Genomic DNA, 15,562 nt, shown 5'->3' with positions numbered 1-15,562 from the left:
TCGTCGATCCCAGCGCCCGGCCCAGCCATGTTCGGCAACTGACGAACATGTTGGGTGTAGTTGGCGGCGATTTGATCAAGAGTTGGTGGTACTTGCAGACGCCCACCAGCAGAAACGACTTTGCCGGGGCCTTGCCTCGACCCGGGAACCCCTACATCTCAACGTACTCACACCCCGACAAGATCGAAACCCAAACCGAAACCCCTCGTAAGCCCCCGTAAGCCCCACGTAACCCCACAAAGGGAACACCACCCACCCCAAAGTGGTTGGATCGGATCGTGAGGCACTTCGACCTGGTCATCATCGGCACCGGCTCCGGCAACTCCATCCCCAACGACGCGATGGCGGACTGGAAGATCGCCATCCTCGAAAAGGGAACCTTCGGAGGCACCTGCCTGAACGTGGGCTGCATCCCCACCAAGATGTTCGTCCACACCGCGGACCAGGCCGCAGCCCCGGCCAACGCCAAGAAACTGGGCGTGGACGCGCACACAGACGCCGTCCACTGGCCGGAAATCCGCGACCGCATCTTCAACCGCATCGACCCGATCGCCGAAGGCGGCCGGAACTGGCGCGCGAACGAGAACGCGAACGTCACGGTCTACGAAGGCACGGCCAAGTTCATCGACGCGCACACGATCGACACGGGCACCGGCGAGACCATCACCGCCGACCGGATCGTGATCGCCGCGGGCAGCCGGCCCACCGTCCCGGACATCGCCGACCTGGAGACCACCGGTTTCCACACCAGCGACAGCATCATGCGCCTCGACGAGCTTCCCGAGAACCTGATCATCCTGGGCAGCGGTTTCATCGCCTCCGAGTTCGCGCACGTGTTCAGCAGCTTCGGCGTCAAGGTCACCCTGATCGCCCGCTCGAACCTCCTGCTCCGGCACGAGGACCTGGAGATCGCCGAGCGCTTCACCGAGGTCGCGAAGCAGAAGTGGGACGTCCGCCTGCAGCGCAAGACGATCCGCGCGGAGAAGACCGCGTCCGGCGTCAAGCTGCACATGGAGGGACCCGACGGCGAGGAAACCGTTGAGGCGGCCCAGCTTCTCGTCGCCGTGGGCCGGCAGCCGAACACGGACCTGCTCGAAGTGAACAACGCCGGCGTCGAGACCCACCCGGACGGCCGCGTCAAGGTCGACGAGTACCAGCGCACCAGTCAGCAGCACATCCTCGCGTTGGGCGACATCAGCTCGGACTACCAGCTCAAGCACGTCGCCAACCACGAGAGCCGCGTCGTGCAGCACAACCTGCTCAACCCCGACGACCAGATGAAGAGCGACCACCGGTTCGTGCCGGCAGCCGTGTTCTCCAGCCCGCAGATCGCCACCGTCGGGCTCACCGAGGAGCAGGCCAAGGCCAAGGACATCCGGTACGTCACCGCGAGCCAGGCCTACGCGAGCATCGCGTACGGCTGGGCCATGGAGGACACGACCGGTTTCGCGAAGCTGCTGGCGGACCCGGCCACCGGACAGCTCATCGGCGCGCACATCATCGGCCCGCAGGCCTCGACGGTGATCCAGCCGCTCATCCAGGCGATGAGCTTCGGGCTGGACGCGAAGTCCGTGGCACGTGGGCAGTACTGGATCCACCCGGCGATGCCCGAACTGGTCGAGAACGCGCTCCTCAACCTGCCGCTGGACTGAAGGCCTTAAACGACAGGGCCTTCCGCAACTGCCGGAAACCCGAACTACCAACCACGATGCAGCGATGACTGACAGAGTCCTCGTCGCGTACACCTCGAAAATCGCCGCCACCGACGAGATCGCCGAGATCATCGGCACCGAACTCGCGGGCTGCGGGTTGAGAGTCACCGTGCTCTCGGTCGCCGCCGCGGACACGCTGCACGGGTTCGGTGCCGTGATCATGGGCGACGCCGCGGCGCGTGACGCGCATCGGTTTGTCCGGCGGCACAAAGCTTCCCTCAAACACACGCCGATGTGGTTGTTCCACCGCGGCGCTCCACCCGTGCCGAACGACGTCACGCGCATGGTGCGCAGGCTCGGCGCCATCGGGCCGGTGAGTTTCGGCGGTGCCGCACCGGACTGGGATCGGGCGAAGGCCTGGGCCCGGTACCTCGCCGACCAGCTCACGGTGCTGCACCGCGGATTCGCCTCGAACTGACGTGAACCAGTGCCGCACTAGGCCTGGATGATGCGGACGTTGTTGCCGGCCGGGTCGCGGAACACGCAGTCACGCGCGCCCCACGGCTGATCGGTCGGCTCCTGCACGACGTCAGCGCCACTCGCCTGCAGCTTGTCGAACACGCCTTCGAGATCAGGCGTGGACAGCTGGATGTACCCGTACGAGCCACCGTCGATCATCTCGGCGACAGCGGTCTTCTGCACGTCCGTGAGCCCCTCGGCCATGGCCGGCGGTTCGAGCACGAGCGCGGAGCCCGAACCCACGGGTGCGACGGTGATCCAGCGCATCGTGCCCTGGCCGACGTCGGCGCGGACCTCCCAGCCGAGCAGGTCGCGGTAGAAGGCCAGCGAGGCGTCGGGGTCGGTGTGCGGGAGGAACGTGGCGTGAATGTTGATGTCCATGCCGGCAACGCTAGAAGCAGCGCAAACGCACCGCTTCTCGATTCCTGACCAGCTTGAGCGGAGCTGGCGGCTGGTCACGCCACTAGACGTAGCGCGGACGGCCCGCGATCACGCCCAGCACGGTCAGCGCGGCGAGCAACGTCAGCTGCAGCACGAGCGACACGGTCCACGTGCCGGTGGCCTCGCGCAGCACACCGAACGCGAACGGGCCGGAGGCCGCGATCAGGTAGCCGAGGCTCTGCGCCATCGCGGACAGCCGCGCGGTGTCCGAAGTGGACTTCGTGCGCAGCGACATGATGAGCAGCGCCAGCGGGAACATGCCCATGCCGAACCCGATCAGCACCACCCACAGGCCGGGCGCGGCGGCAGGCGCCACCAGCATGCCCAGGATGCCCGCGAACGACAGCGCGCCGAGAGCCAGCACCATCGGGCCCTGGTTGGAGAACCGCGCGGCGATCGGCGGTACGAACAGGCTCACCGGGACGCCGAGCAGCATCGACACCGCGAGCAGCATGCCGGCGGTGTTCCGGTCGACCCCGGCGTCCACCAGCATCGCGGGCAGCCAGCCCATCACGGTGTAGGCGAACAGCGACTGCAGGCCGAAGAACACGGTGATGACCCACGCCAGCGGGCTGCGCAGCAACGAACGCTTCTCGGCCGGCGCGGCCGAGCGGACCACGGTCGACGAGGAACCGTGCCGCGCACCGGCGAACCACACGATCACCGCACCGGCCGACAGCAGCGCCCACGCGCCGACGGCGAGCCGCCACGAGCCGAGGTAGTCCTCCAGCCGGGGCGTGAGAGCGGCGGCCACCGCCGCGCCCGCGGCGAGCGTTCCCGTGTAGACACCGGTCAGCAGGCCGACCTTGTTCGGGAAGGACGCCTTCACCACGACCGGGATCAGCACGTTGGACACGGCGATGCCCGCACAGGCGATGAAAGTGCCGCCCAGCACGACCCACGGACCGTCGATCACGCGCAGCACCAGGCCGAGCGTGAGCACCCCCAGGGAAAGTCCGATCGCACGGGCCATGCCGAGGCGGCGGCCGAGCCACGGCGCCGCGAACGCCGCGAAGCCGAAACAAAGCGCCGGAACGGCCGTCAACGCACTGGTCCAAGCGGCCGAAACCCCAAGGGCGGCGCGGACATCGCCGAGCACCGAGGCCAGACTGGTCACCGCAGGGCGGAGATTCGCCGCCGCGAGGGCGACCCCGATCGCGAGCAGCGTGGACCCGACCAGCGGAACGTGACGATTCTTGACGACAGTCACCCTGCGACCTGGATCGGTGGCAGTCTGTGCGACATAAGTCGTCTGCTGAATCGTCATGCGCACCACTATCGCAGACGTAGGATGTTCGGATGAAAGGATGACGCTGTGCCGTTGGCCACTACCCGACGGGCGGGCCTCGTCGACCAGGTGATCGAGCAGATGCGCAGCGCGATCACGACTGGTGAATGGCCCGTCGGGCAGCGCATCCCGCCCGAGCCCGAGCTGGTCACCGCGCTCGGGGTGGGTCGGAACACGGTCCGGGAGGCCGTGCGCGCGCTCTCCCACGCCGGACTGCTGGAGGTGCGGCAGGGCGACGGCACGTTCGTCCGCGCGACCAGCGAGATCTCCGGCGCGGTCCGCCGCATGTGCGGGACAGAACTGAAGGAAGTCCTCCAGGTCCGCCGCACCCTGGAGATGGAGGGCGCGCGTCTCGCCGCCAAGCACCGCACCGACGCCGAACTGGCGCGCCTCACCGAGTTGCTGCACAAGCGCGACGCGGCGATGGAGGCCGAGCAGTGGGCCGAGGTGATCGAGCACGACACCGCGTTCCACGTGCTGCTCGTGCAGTGCTCGCACAACACGCTGCTGGCGGAGCTCTACCAGGGCTTGACCGAGGCGGTCAAAGCTTCGGTGGCGGCATCTGTCGACACCAGCCAGCCGGGGACCGACCAGGTGTCGCACACCGGCCTGCTGCACGCGGTCAGGGATGGAGACCAGGAGAAGGCGGCGATCGAGGCGGGCGGGTTCTTCGAGGAGTTGATCGAGAAGTTCTGCTGATCGCGAACCAACGCGGACCGAACCTGTCCGCATGAGCTCATAGCGTGGGGGCCATGGAGATCACGCCGTTTCGCATCGAGATCCCGCAGGCGGAGGTCGACGACCTCCGCGCCCGCCTGACCGGCACGCGGTGGCCGGAGGAGGACATGCCGGGCGTCGGCTGGTCCTACGGCATCCCGCTGAGCTATCTCCGCCCGCTCGCCGAGTACTGGGCGACCGGGTTCGACTGGCGCGCGCAGGAGGAGCGGCTCAACTCCTACCCGCAGTTCACGACCGAGATCAGCGGGCAGCGCATCCACTTCCTGCACGTCCGCTCGCAGAACCCGGACGCGGTGCCGCTGCTGCTGATCCACGGCTGGCCCGGCTCGTTCGTCGAGTTCCTGAACGTGATCGAGCCGCTGTCGGAGAACTTCCACCTGGTGATCCCGTCGATCCCCGGTTTCGGCTTCTCCGGGCCGGTCAAACGGCCCGGCTGGAACGTGCTGCGCGTCGCGTGGGCGTTCGCGAAGCTGATGGAGGGTCTGGGCTACGACCGCTACGGCACGCAGGGCGGCGACTGGGGTTCTGGCATCGCGCAGGAGATCGGCCGGGTCTTCCCCGAGCAGGTCATCGGCGTGCACGTGAACATGCTGCTGACGTTCCGGCCCCAGGGCGTCAACGACCTGGCGCCGGAAGAACTCCGGGCGCTGGAGACGCTGGACCACTACCAGAAGGAACTCTCCGGCTACATGCACATCCAGCGCACCCGGCCGCGGACGCTCGGGTACGGGCTGACCGACTCGCCGGCCGGGCAGCTGGCGTGGATCGTGGAGAAGTTCCACGACTGGACCGACAACGACGGCGTGCCCGAGGACGCGGTGGACCGCGACCAGATGCTGACCAACGTGTCCATCTACTGGTTCACCGGCACGGCGGGTTCCTCCGCACAGCTCTACAAGGAGCAGTCGGCGTCGTGGGGCCAGCAGCAGCCGACCACCGTGCCGACCGGGGTCGCGGTCTTCCCGCACGACATCGGCACGCCGGTGCGATCGCTGGCGGACAAGCTGATCCCGACGATCGTGCACTGGACGGAGTTCGACCGCGGCGGCCACTTCGCCGCGATGGAGGAGCCGGACCTGCTGGTCCAGGACATCAGGAAGTTCTTCGGATCGCTGTGAGCACAACACTTTCGAACCGCACCCTCAACCGCACGCTGCTGGCGCGGCAGATGCTGTTGCAGCGCACGTCCATGCCGATCGTGCAGGCCGTCGAACACCTCGGCGGCCTGCAGGCCCAGGCACCGATCCCGCCGTACCTGGCGCTGTGGACCCGGCTCGAGGCGTTCCAGGTCGACGCGCTGAGCAGGCTGATCATCGACCGCTCGCTGGTGCGGATGACGCTGTGGCGCGGTACGTTGCACCTGATCTCGGCGGACGACGTGTTCCTGATGCGCACGGCGTTGCAGCCGGAGCTGACCAAGTGGGCGCGCAACGTGATGCCGCCGGCCACCAGGGTCGAGATCGACCTGGACGCGCTGGCGCGGATCACCCGCGAGTACGTCGACTCCGAACCGCGCACCGTCGCGGAGGTCAACGCGCACCTGGAACAGCACTTCCCCGGGGCGACCGGGCTGTCGACGCAGGCGCAGATGCTGGTGCCGATGGTCCAGGTGCCGCCACGCGGGATCTGGGGCGTCGGCGGGGTGCCGCAGAACATCGCGCTGGCCACGTGGCTCGGGCGGGACCTGCCGGCGCAGGCCGCGGTGCCCGAGCTGATCACGCGGTACCTGCGGGCGTTCGGGCCGTCGACGCTGGCGGACGTGCAGGCCTGGTCGCGGCTGACCGGGTTGAAGGAGCACGCGGCCGGCCTCGATCTGGTGCGGTACCGCAACGAGGACGGCAAGGTGCTGCTGGACGTGCCGGACGGCGTCATCGTGTCCGAGGACGTACCGGCGCCCGCACGGCTGTTGCCGGCGTTCGACAACGTGTTGCTGGGGCACGCGGACCGGACGCGGATCATGAACGAGGACGCGCGGTCGCGGTGGGGTGCGGTGCGCAACGGCGTGTTCCCGCCGACGTTCCTCGTGGACGGGTTTCTGCACGGCACGTGGAACGTCGTGGAAACCAAGGACACCGCGACGCTGAGGATCGAGCCCTACTTCAAGACCATGAAGAAGGACCTGGCGGGCGTGGTCCGCGAGGCCCAGGCGGTGCTGAAGGTGATGGCGCCGAAGAAGGACCACGTGATCACTGCCCCATAGGGCAGTTTTTCGTGCCCTCAAGGGTGCCTCGCGGTCGTTTTCCACGCGTAGTGGGTCGATCAGGCTCGGTCCATGGTCGTCGCACGCCGGTCAGCCGACGCCGAGGTCACGGGCGCTCTCACCGACGCCAAACGGAAGACGGGTCCCGGTCCCGCCGTCGGCCCGCACGCCCTGCTCGCGCTGCAACGCGACGCGGGCAACGCCGCCGTGGGCGCACTGATGGCGGCCAAGCAGAAGCAGCCGGACGCGGCGCACGTCGACGCGGCGCTGAAGGAGGTCCGGCGCGGCGAGCCGGACATCGACGTGGTCGAGAAAGGCCTCAGGGAAGCGCAGTCGGCGGGCGTGCCGGTGACGCTGGAAGGCCCGAAGCCGCCCGCGTCCGCGCTGGCCGTGACGACGACCGGGTTCGGCCCGAACGCGGTGCAGCCCAAGAAACCGACGCCGCCCGCGAAACCGGTGCCCGCGAAGTCGAAACTCGGCACGGCGGGCGCTCGTCCCGCGGCGAAGTCCGGTGGTGCGCAGGCGAAACCCGCCGCGGCGCCGGCCGTTCCCGCGCCTGCCGCGGCCGACCCGGCGTTCACGCAGGTCACCGAGAAGGTCAAGGGGTTCGCCGCGGCCAAGAAGGCGCATCCGCCCGCCGCGGCGAAGGCCAAGGAGGCGCAGGACGCCGCGCAGGCGCCGGCGGACGACCTGGCCGGGCAGGCGAAGGCCTCGAAGGTCGACTCGATGGACGCGCAACAGGCGGGTTCGTTCGACAAGCAGGCGTTCATCGCGGCGGTGAAGACGGCGATCGAGGCGAAGTCGCCCAAGACGCTGCAGGAGGGCACCTCACCGCAGGGCAAGGCCGACGGGGTCGCCACCGAAGTGAAAGGCATGGTGTCCCAAGGCAAAGAGGGCCAGGCCAAGGACATCACCGCCGCCACCGACGCGCCGCCGGACCAGTCGAAGGCGGTGCCGAAGCCGGTCACGCCGATGGCGCAGGAGAACCCCGGCGCCGCCGTGACGATCCCGGCCGCGGGCGCCGCGCCGAAGCCCGCGCCGCCGTCGCAGACCGATCTGAGCGCGGGCAAGCAGCAGGTCGCGCAGGAACAGGGCGACGTCACCGACGAACAGATGCGGCAGTCCAACGAGCCGCAGTTCCAACAGGCGTTGGACGCCAAGCAGACCGCCGCCGCCCACGCCGACACGGCACCGGGCCAGTTCCGCGCGCAGGAACAGCAGGTGCTCGGCCAGGCCAAGGCCGACGCGGGCGCCGTCACGGCCGAGGGTGTCGCGGGGATGCAGGGCGCCAAGGGTGCGGCACTGGCGAAGCTGGTGGCGGACAAGGGAAAGACGAAGAGCAAGGACGAGACCAAGCGCGCCGAGGTGACGACGAGGATCCAGGGCATCTTCGCGGCCACCGAGGCCGAGGTGAAGAAGATCCTCGACGGCATCGACCCGAAGGTCGAGCAGGAGTTCACGAAGGGAGAAGGCGAGGCGCGCAAGGCGTTCGAGTCCTTCGTGGCCGCCAAGGTGAACGCCTACAAGCAGGACCGCTACAGCGGCTGGCTCGGCGGCTACCGCTGGCTCAAGGACAAGGTCCTGAGCATGCCGGACAAGGTGAACGAGTTCTACACCGCCGGCCGCGAGCTGTACCTGAAGCAGATGGACGGCGTGATCTCCCGCGTCGCCGACATCGTGGGCGGCGACCTCTCCCTGGCCAAGCAGAAGATCGCGTCCGGCAAGGCGGAGATCGCCGCGTTCGTCAAAACCCTCTCACCGGATCTCGCGAAGGTCGGCGCCGAAGCGTCCGCCGAGATCAACGAGAAGTTCGACCAGCTCGAAAGCGACGTCACCGACAAGCAGAACTCGGTCGTGGACACGCTGGCCACCAAGTACGTCGAGGCACGCCAAGCCGTCGACGAACGCATCGAGGCGTTGCAGGCCGAGAACAAGGGCTTCGTCGACGCCGCGATCGACGCGGTCAAGGGCGTCGTCAACACGATCCGCGAGCTCGCCGCGATGCTGCGCGACGTGCTGTCCCGCGCCGCCGGGGTGGTCGGCGACATCATCAAGAAGCCCGTCGAGTTCCTCGGCAACCTGATCGCCGGCGTGAAGGGCGGCATCCTCAAGTTCAAGGACAACATCCTCGACCACCTGCGCAAGGGCCTGATGGGCTGGCTGTTCGGCGCGCTGGCCGAGGCCGGCATCGAACTGCCGGAGAAGTTCGACCTGCGCGGCATCATCAAACTGCTGGCGTCGATCTTCGGCCTCACCTGGGCGAACATTCGCAACCGACTGGTGATGCAGATCGGCGAAACGGCCATGGCGGCGGCCGAGAAGGGCGTGGAGATCTTCCAGGTCCTCACGTCCCAGGGCGTCGCGGGCCTGTGGCAGATGCTGATGGACAAGCTCGGCGACATCAAGGAGACGATCCTCGCCCAGGTGAAGGACTTCGTGATCACGAAGATCATCACCGCCGGCATCACCTGGCTCATCGGACTCCTGAACCCCGCCGCCGCGTTCATCAAGGCCTGCAAGCTGATCTACGACGTCGTGATGTTCTTCGTGAACAACGGCAGTCGCATCATGAAGTTCGTCAACACCGTCATCGACTCCGTGGCGGACATCGTGCGCGGCAACGTGAGCGGCGTCGTCGACAAGATCAACGACGTGCTCGGCCAGATGGTCCCGATCATCATCGGCTTCCTCGCGAGCGCCATCGGGCTGGGCGGCATCGGCGCGAAGATCCGGTCGATCATCGAGACCCTGCAGAAGCCGGTGAACAAGGCGCTCGACTGGGTGATCAAGAAGGGGCTGACGCTGGCCGCGCCGCTCATCAAGGCCGCCAAGGGGATCAGCGGCAAGGTGAAGGCGAAGGTGGCCGCGGGCAAGGCCTGGGTGAAGGGCAAGGTCGACGCGGGCAAGAAATGGGTCAAGGGCAAGGCGGCCGCGGTCAAGGCGAAGGTCACCGGCGAGCCCGCCGACCCGAAGGAGGCCGCGATCAAGGCCGCCGGGAAGGCGCTGCGGGCCAGCAAGTCGCACGCCGACGCGGAAAGTCGCCTCGCCAAGATCCGCAACAAGTACAACGTGCCGCTCAACCTCGTCGTGGAACGCAAGGAGTCGAAGTCCGAGCACGTGCACGTGCAGACCATGAAAACGGACAGCTACGACATCCCCGCCGAGGAGGAAGAGGACGCGGAGGCCGCGGCCAGCCTGTTTGAGTCCACGGCAGCCCGGACCATGAAGGATTACCTGAACAACTTCGCCAACTGGAAGAGCCCGAAGCCCGGCCAGGAGATGGGCCAGGTGAGAGCTGTACCGGTGCACCTGTCAGATCACGCGGTCGGGTTCAACCGGCGAGCCGTGGACAGGGCCGTGAACGAAAGCACGGCATCTGCGACTCGCAAGAACAACGCGACCAGAGATGCCAACGCGCGCATCGACAGTGCGGCAGCTTCTCAGGAAGAAGCCTCCGTGTACCGGTATCTGCGCGCGGCGGCCTCAAAGCTCCAGAACCTCCACGGTGGACGCAAGAAGTACGGTCTGGACGTCGAGCACCTCACCGAGGTGGGACGACACCCCGCCGTCTTCGTTCGCAGCAAGATCAGTCGCATGTACAGCGCGATCGTCGACCGCATTCGCAAGAACAAGCCCGCAGCCGGCACTGCGGAAGTCGAGATCGCCAACATGAAGGCGCCCATGGCTCACAAGCGCGAAGTCGCCCGCTTGTACGCCGAATCGATCGTCGAGGACATGATCGACGACGTCGGCGAGGTGAGAGCCGACCAGGAGCCCGTCGAGATCGACCTGCTCATCATCTCGCAGGAGGCACACGCCGCGCTGACCACCCGGCGCGCCCGCGACCGTGCCGCAGGCGTCTACGACGAGGGTGAGGACATCTGATCGGCAACGGACTGTTTGATCACGTCCAGCGCGGCCGTGATCGCCGGCCGCCTCGAAGCCTGGGTGCGCCACACCGCGTACAGCCGCCGCGTCGGGGTGGGCCGCAACGGCAGGACACGCACGGTGTCCGGCACCTCTCCCCTGCCGAGCCGCGGGATCAGGGCCACCCCGATCCCCTTGTCCAGCAGCGCGATCTGCGTCCGGTACTCGCTGATGCGGTACGCCACCACCGGTTCGATGCCCGCGCCGTGGAACGTCCGCTCCAGCCAGTCGTAGCAGATCGACCCTTCCGTCTGGCAGATCCACCGCTCGCCGGCCAGGTCGGCGGGTTCGAGGAACTCCCGGCGGGACAACGGGTTCGTGGCGGGTACCAGGACCTCGGCGACGTCCTCGACGATGAACGCGCGGGACAGCGACTCCGGCACCGGCAGTGGCGTGTTCGCCCAGTCGTGCACGATCGCCATGTCGAGCTCGCCGCGCGCGACCGCCTCGGTGGCGTGGGGCGGGTCGATCTCCGTCAGCCGCACGTCGAGGGCGGGGTGCTGCTCGGCCAGCCTCGCCAGGACCTCCGGCAGAAGGCCGCGCGCCGCCGTGGCGAAGGAGCCGACGCAGAGGCGGCCGATCGCGGCGCCGCGTTGTTCCTCCAGGGCGACCTCGGCCTCTTCGACGAGCTTCAGCACCTGGCCCGCGGTGTCGGCCAGCAGGCGGGCGGCGTCGGTGAGGCGGACGCCCCGGCCGCGGCGTTCCAGCAGCGTGGTGCGGGTCTCGCGTTCGAGCTTGGCGATCTGCTGCGAGACCGCGGACGGCGTGTAGCCGAGCACCTCGGCCGCGGCGCCGACGGTGCCGTGGATGGCGATGGCGTGCAGGGCCTTCAGTCTGCCGAGATCGAGCATGTAGCGATGCTAAACCAACGACCGTAGTAAGCGGAACTAGTGCTAAATAGTTAGCACGTGCAAGCTTAGTGGCATGAGTCCCCGCCACGTTCTGCTCGCCGTGCTGGTCGCCGCCATCTGGGGCTTCAACTTCGTCGTGCTCAAGATCGGTCTCGACGAGTTCCCGCCGATCCTGTTCTCGGCGCTGCGGTTCCTCGCGGCGGCGGTGCCCGCGATCTTCTTCGTCGGACGGCCGTCGGTGGCGTGGAAGTGGGTCATCGCGGTCGGGCTCGTGCTCGGCGTCGCGAAGTTCAGCTTCCTGTTCATCGGCCTCAAGGTGGGCATGCCGGCCGGGCTGTCGTCGCTCGTGCTGCAGAGCCAGGTGATCTTCACGACCGTGTTCGCCGCCGCTGTCCTGCGGGAACGGCCGAAGCCGGTGCAGATCACCGGGATCGCGCTCGCCGTCGCGGGCATCGGGGTGATCGCGTGGGACTACGGGCTGAGCTCGCCGCTGCTCGGGTTCCTGCTGCTGGTCGGGGCGGGGGCGTGCTGGGGCGTGTCGAACGTGCTCATGCGGTACGCGAGGCCTGCGGACACGCTGCGGTTCATGGTGTGGGTGAGCGCGGTGGCGGTGCTGCCGTTGTTCGGGCTGGCGTTGCTGACCGAGGACGTGTCGGCGCTGGGCCGGCTGAACTGGGCCGGTGCGGGCGCCGTCGGGTACGTCGCGTGGATCTCGACGCTGCTCGGGTTCGCCATCTGGGGATTCCTGCTGCGCCAGTACGAGTCCTCGGTCGTGGCGCCGTTCTCGTTGCTGGTGCCGGTGTTCGGGATGTTCTCGGCGTGGGCGTTCCTCGGCGAGGACCTGAGCGTGCTGCAGGCGGCGGCCGGCGGGATCGTGCTGCTGGGGCTCGCTATCCCGCAGTTGGTGGGGCGCCGGGCGGCACGAACGGAAGTCCGGCCGGAGCTCCTCGTTCCAGCAGGTCGATGACGGCCTTGGTGTCGAGGTTCTCCGCCACCAGGTCGCCCAGCAGGTCCAACTGGGCCTCGCGGGCGGCCTGGAAGCTCACCTCGCCCGGTTCGAAGTCCCGGCCCGCGCACGACGCGGCCCAGCGCAGGAACTTGCGGCGGAACGCGTCGTTCTCCAGCAGGCCGTGCCAGTGGGTGCCGAGGACGCGGTCGGTCGCCGCGCCTTCGTCACCGACGAACGGGTTCTCGGTGCTGCGGACGACCTGACCGTGGTGGATCTCGTAGCCGGTGACGGGCTCGTCCCACGCGGTGCTCGACGGATTGGCGAGGGTCTTCCGCGCCTGGAAGCGGATGTCGACGTCGAGCAGACCGAGTCCTTCCGTCACCCCGCACCCGGACTCGACGTCGTCCTCGATGCGCTTCGAGAGCATCTGGAACCCGCCGCAGATGCCGAGCACCGGACCGTCGAACCGCCCGATCGCGGTCGCCAGGCCGGTTTCGCGCAGCCACGCGAGGTCGGAGACGGTGGCCTTGGAGCCGGGCAGCACGACCAGGTCCGCGTCCGCCAGCCGCGACGGCTCGGTCACGAACCGCACGGAAACGCCAGGCTCGCAGGCCAGCGCCTCGACGTCGGTGGCGTTGGAGATGCGCGGCAACCGGATCACGGCGACCCGCAGCCAGTCCCTGACCGGCGGACTGGGCCTCCCGATCACACCATCGGCGTTGTAGGACAACGAGTCCTCGGCGTCGAGCCACAGTTCCTCACGCCACGGCAGCACACCGAGCACGGGTCGTCCGGTCAGCGCCTTGAGCTGGTGCAGGCCCGGTTCGAGCAGGCGCTGGTCGCCGCGGAACTTGTTGATGACGAACCCCGAGACCAACGCCTGGTCCGCCGCGTCCAGCACCGCCACCGTGCCGAAGAGGTGCGCGAACACCCCGCCGCGGTCGATGTCGCCGATGACGAGCACCGGGAGGTTCGCCCGCGTCGCCAGGCCCATGTTCGCGATGTCGTTGGGACGCAGGTTGATCTCGGCCGGTGAGCCAGCACCCTCGCAGATGACGACCTCGTGGTCGCGCCGCAGCGAGTCCAAAGTGGACAACACAGTGTCGAGCAGCTGCTGCTTGCGTTCGCGGTAGCTCAGCGCGGAGACCTCGCCGACCGCCTTGCCCAGCACGACGACCTGGGACGTGCGGTCGCTGCCCGGCTTCAACAGCACCGGGTTGAACCGCACGCTCGGCTCCTTGAACGCCGCCCGCGCCTGCAACGCCTGGGCTCGCCCGATCTCACCGCCGTCGAGTGTGACGAACGAGTTGTTCGACATGTTCTGCGCCTTGAACGGCACGACGTCGACGCCCTGGCGAGCCAGAAACCGGCACATACCGGCGACCAGGACGCTCTTGCCCGCGTCCGAGGTCGTCCCACAGATCAACATCGCGCCCCGCATGGACGCCAATGCTGCCATCATCACGGGCATGCCCACCGTCGTGCTCATGCACAGCCCGTTCCTCGGCCCGTCGAGCATGCGTCCGCTCGCCGACGAACTGGCCTCCGACGGGGTGGACGTGCTCCTGGTCGACCTGCAGATGACCATCAACGAGGCACCGGTGCACCAACGGCTGATAGGCGCGTTCGCGGACGCCCTGGAGGACGCCGGGGTCGACGGGCAGCTCGTGCTCGTCGGCCACAGCGGCGCCGGGCCGTTGCTGCCGGCGTTCGCCGACGCGCTGGAACTGGACGTGGCCGGACTGGTGTTCCTCGACTCCAACCTGCCGACACCGGGCAGGGCGTGGCGCGAGACCGTCGATCCCGCGCTGGTCAGCCAGGTCAAGGCCTCGGTGCGGGACGGCAGGCTGCCGCGCTGGGACCGGTGGTTCGACTCGGACCCGCTGAAGCTGGTGCCCGCCGAACTGCGCGAGGAGATGCGCGACGAGGCACCGGAGGTGCCGTGGGAGTTCCTGAAGGAACAGCGCCCGGTCGTCGAGTGGTCCGGGCCGTGCGGGTACGTGCTGCTGTCGTCGGCCTACGACGACGCGGCGGCCAAAGCCGAGGAGCTGGGCTGGCCCGTCGAACGCGTCGAGTCGCACCACCTGGCGGCCGCGACGTCGCCCTCGACGGTCGCGGCCGCACTGAAAGCCGTGGTCAGCAGACTGTGAGGATCTCCGAGCCGGTGTCGGTGATGACGATGGTGTGCTCGAACTGAGCGGTCCAGCTCTTGTCCTGGGTGGTGACGGTCCAGCCGTCGTCCCACATGTCGTGCTCGTAGCCGCCGAGCGTGATCATCGGCTCGATCGTGAACGTCATGCCGGGTTCGAGCACCGTCTTCATCGACGGCTCGTCGTAGTGCAAGACCACGAGGCCGCTGTGGAAGTCGCGGCCGATGCCGTGGCCGGTGAAGTCGCGGACGACGCCGTAGCCGAAGCGGTTCGCGTACGCCTCGATGACGCGGCCGATGACGTTGATCTCACGGCCGGGCTTCGCGGCCTTGATCGCGCGCATGGTCGCCTCGTGCGTGCGCTCGACCAGCAGCCTGTTCTCCTCGGAGACGTTGCCCGCGAGGAACGTGGCGTTCGTGTCGCCGTGCACGCCACCGATGAACGCGGTGACGTCGATGTTCACGATGTCGCCGTCCTCCACCACCGTGGAGTCCGGGATGCCGTGGCAGATCACCTCGTTCAGCGAGGTGCAGCACGACTTCGGGAAGCCCCGGTAGCCGAGCGTCGACGGGTACGCGCCGTTGTCGCACAGGAACTCGTGCGCCACCGCGTCGATCTCGTCCGTCGTGACGCCGGGAACGACGACCTTGCCGGCCTCCTGCAACGCCTGGGCGGCGAGACGGCCCGCGATCCGCATGGCCTCGATGATCTCCGGCGTCTGCACCCACGGGTCGTTGCCGCGCGTCGGTGCGGGCTTGTCCACGTACTCGGGACGCACGATGCGCGACGGCACCTGACGACGCGGTGACTGCACACCGGGTTGCAACACAGAACGAACGGCCATGCT

13 protein-coding genes are annotated in these 15,562 nt (G+C 68.3%); 8 read left to right on the top strand and 5 right to left on the bottom strand.

All coding sequences use genetic code 11. From position 1 onward, the window contains the following. Positions 1-278: 278 nt before the first annotated feature. Positions 279-1,652, top strand: a complete 1,374-nt coding sequence (locus tag B0F77_RS26395) for a mycothione reductase (RefSeq protein WP_086665721.1) — start codon at positions 279-281, stop codon at positions 1,650-1,652. 64 nt (positions 1,653-1,716) lie between these two features. Beyond that, complete coding sequence (locus tag B0F77_RS26390) at positions 1,717-2,130, top strand: NADPH-dependent FMN reductase family protein (protein WP_086665674.1); 414 nt, start codon at positions 1,717-1,719, stop codon at positions 2,128-2,130. A 17-nt stretch (positions 2,131-2,147) separates the two neighbouring features. Here the strand turns inward: B0F77_RS26390 and B0F77_RS26385 are convergent, their stop codons facing one another. After that, on the bottom strand, positions 2,148-2,552 hold the full coding sequence (locus B0F77_RS26385) for a VOC family protein (RefSeq protein WP_086665673.1): 405 nt from the start codon (positions 2,550-2,552) through the stop codon (positions 2,148-2,150). Positions 2,553-2,634: 82 nt separating this feature from the next. After that, complete coding sequence (locus B0F77_RS26380; RefSeq protein WP_245848656.1) at positions 2,635-3,822, bottom strand: MFS transporter; 1,188 nt, start codon at positions 3,820-3,822, stop codon at positions 2,635-2,637. A gap of 105 nt (positions 3,823-3,927) precedes the next feature. Here B0F77_RS26380 and B0F77_RS26375 point away from each other — a divergent pair, with 105 nt between their 5' ends. From B0F77_RS26375 to B0F77_RS26360, 4 genes are all read left to right on the top strand, one after another. Next, positions 3,928-4,599, top strand: a complete 672-nt coding sequence (locus B0F77_RS26375; RefSeq protein ID WP_086665671.1) for a FadR/GntR family transcriptional regulator — start codon at positions 3,928-3,930, stop codon at positions 4,597-4,599. A 53-nt stretch (positions 4,600-4,652) separates the two neighbouring features. Beyond that, the gene (locus B0F77_RS26370; RefSeq protein ID WP_211294032.1) at positions 4,653-5,756 is read left to right on the top strand and encodes an epoxide hydrolase family protein; all 1,104 of its coding nucleotides are present in this window, start codon (positions 4,653-4,655) and stop codon (positions 5,754-5,756) included. Continuing rightward, a complete protein-coding gene (locus B0F77_RS26365; protein ID WP_086665670.1) occupies positions 5,753-6,838 on the top strand; it encodes a winged helix DNA-binding domain-containing protein in 1,086 nt (361 codons plus the stop codon). Before B0F77_RS26370 ends, B0F77_RS26365 begins: the two co-directional genes overlap by 4 nt. 72 nt (positions 6,839-6,910) lie before the next feature. Further along, positions 6,911-10,723: a phage tail protein gene (locus B0F77_RS26360; protein ID WP_211294030.1), complete on the top strand. Its 3,813-nt coding sequence runs from the start codon at positions 6,911-6,913 to the stop codon at positions 10,721-10,723. On the opposite strand, the gene B0F77_RS26355 is transcribed toward B0F77_RS26360, so the two are convergent. Continuing rightward, positions 10,699-11,616 carry a LysR family transcriptional regulator gene (locus tag B0F77_RS26355; RefSeq protein ID WP_086665669.1) on the bottom strand — a complete coding sequence of 306 codons (918 nt, stop codon included), beginning with the start codon at positions 11,614-11,616 and terminating at the stop codon, positions 10,699-10,701. The two genes, B0F77_RS26360 and B0F77_RS26355, sit on opposite strands and share 25 nt — an antisense overlap. Positions 11,617-11,689: 73 nt before the next feature. Between B0F77_RS26355 and B0F77_RS26350 the strand changes: the two genes are divergently transcribed. After that, the gene (locus B0F77_RS26350) at positions 11,690-12,583 is read left to right on the top strand and encodes an EamA family transporter (RefSeq protein WP_086665668.1); all 894 of its coding nucleotides are present in this window, start codon (positions 11,690-11,692) and stop codon (positions 12,581-12,583) included. Here the strand turns inward: B0F77_RS26350 and B0F77_RS26345 are convergent. Further along, on the bottom strand, positions 12,507-14,006 hold the full coding sequence (locus B0F77_RS26345) for a cobyric acid synthase (RefSeq protein WP_086665667.1): 1,500 nt from the start codon (positions 14,004-14,006) through the stop codon (positions 12,507-12,509). The two genes, B0F77_RS26350 and B0F77_RS26345, sit on opposite strands and share 77 nt — an antisense overlap. A gap of 28 nt (positions 14,007-14,034) precedes the next feature. On the opposite strand from B0F77_RS26345, the gene B0F77_RS26340 reads away from it, so the two are divergent. Further along, positions 14,035-14,715 (top strand): alpha/beta fold hydrolase, encoded by a 681-nt coding sequence (locus B0F77_RS26340; protein ID WP_086665719.1) that lies wholly within the window; start codon positions 14,035-14,037, stop codon positions 14,713-14,715. Here the strand turns inward: B0F77_RS26340 and map are convergent. Further along, positions 14,702-15,559, bottom strand: a complete 858-nt coding sequence (map, locus tag B0F77_RS26335; RefSeq protein WP_086665666.1) for a type I methionyl aminopeptidase — start codon at positions 15,557-15,559, stop codon at positions 14,702-14,704. The two genes, B0F77_RS26340 and map, sit on opposite strands and share 14 nt — an antisense overlap. Between the last annotated feature and the right edge of the window lie 3 nt (positions 15,560-15,562).

This window comes from Lentzea kentuckyensis (assembly GCF_002150765.1).
Lineage (GTDB): Bacteria > Actinomycetota > Actinomycetes > Mycobacteriales > Pseudonocardiaceae > Lentzea > Lentzea kentuckyensis.
This window is presented reverse-complemented; position numbering and strand designations above follow the sequence as displayed.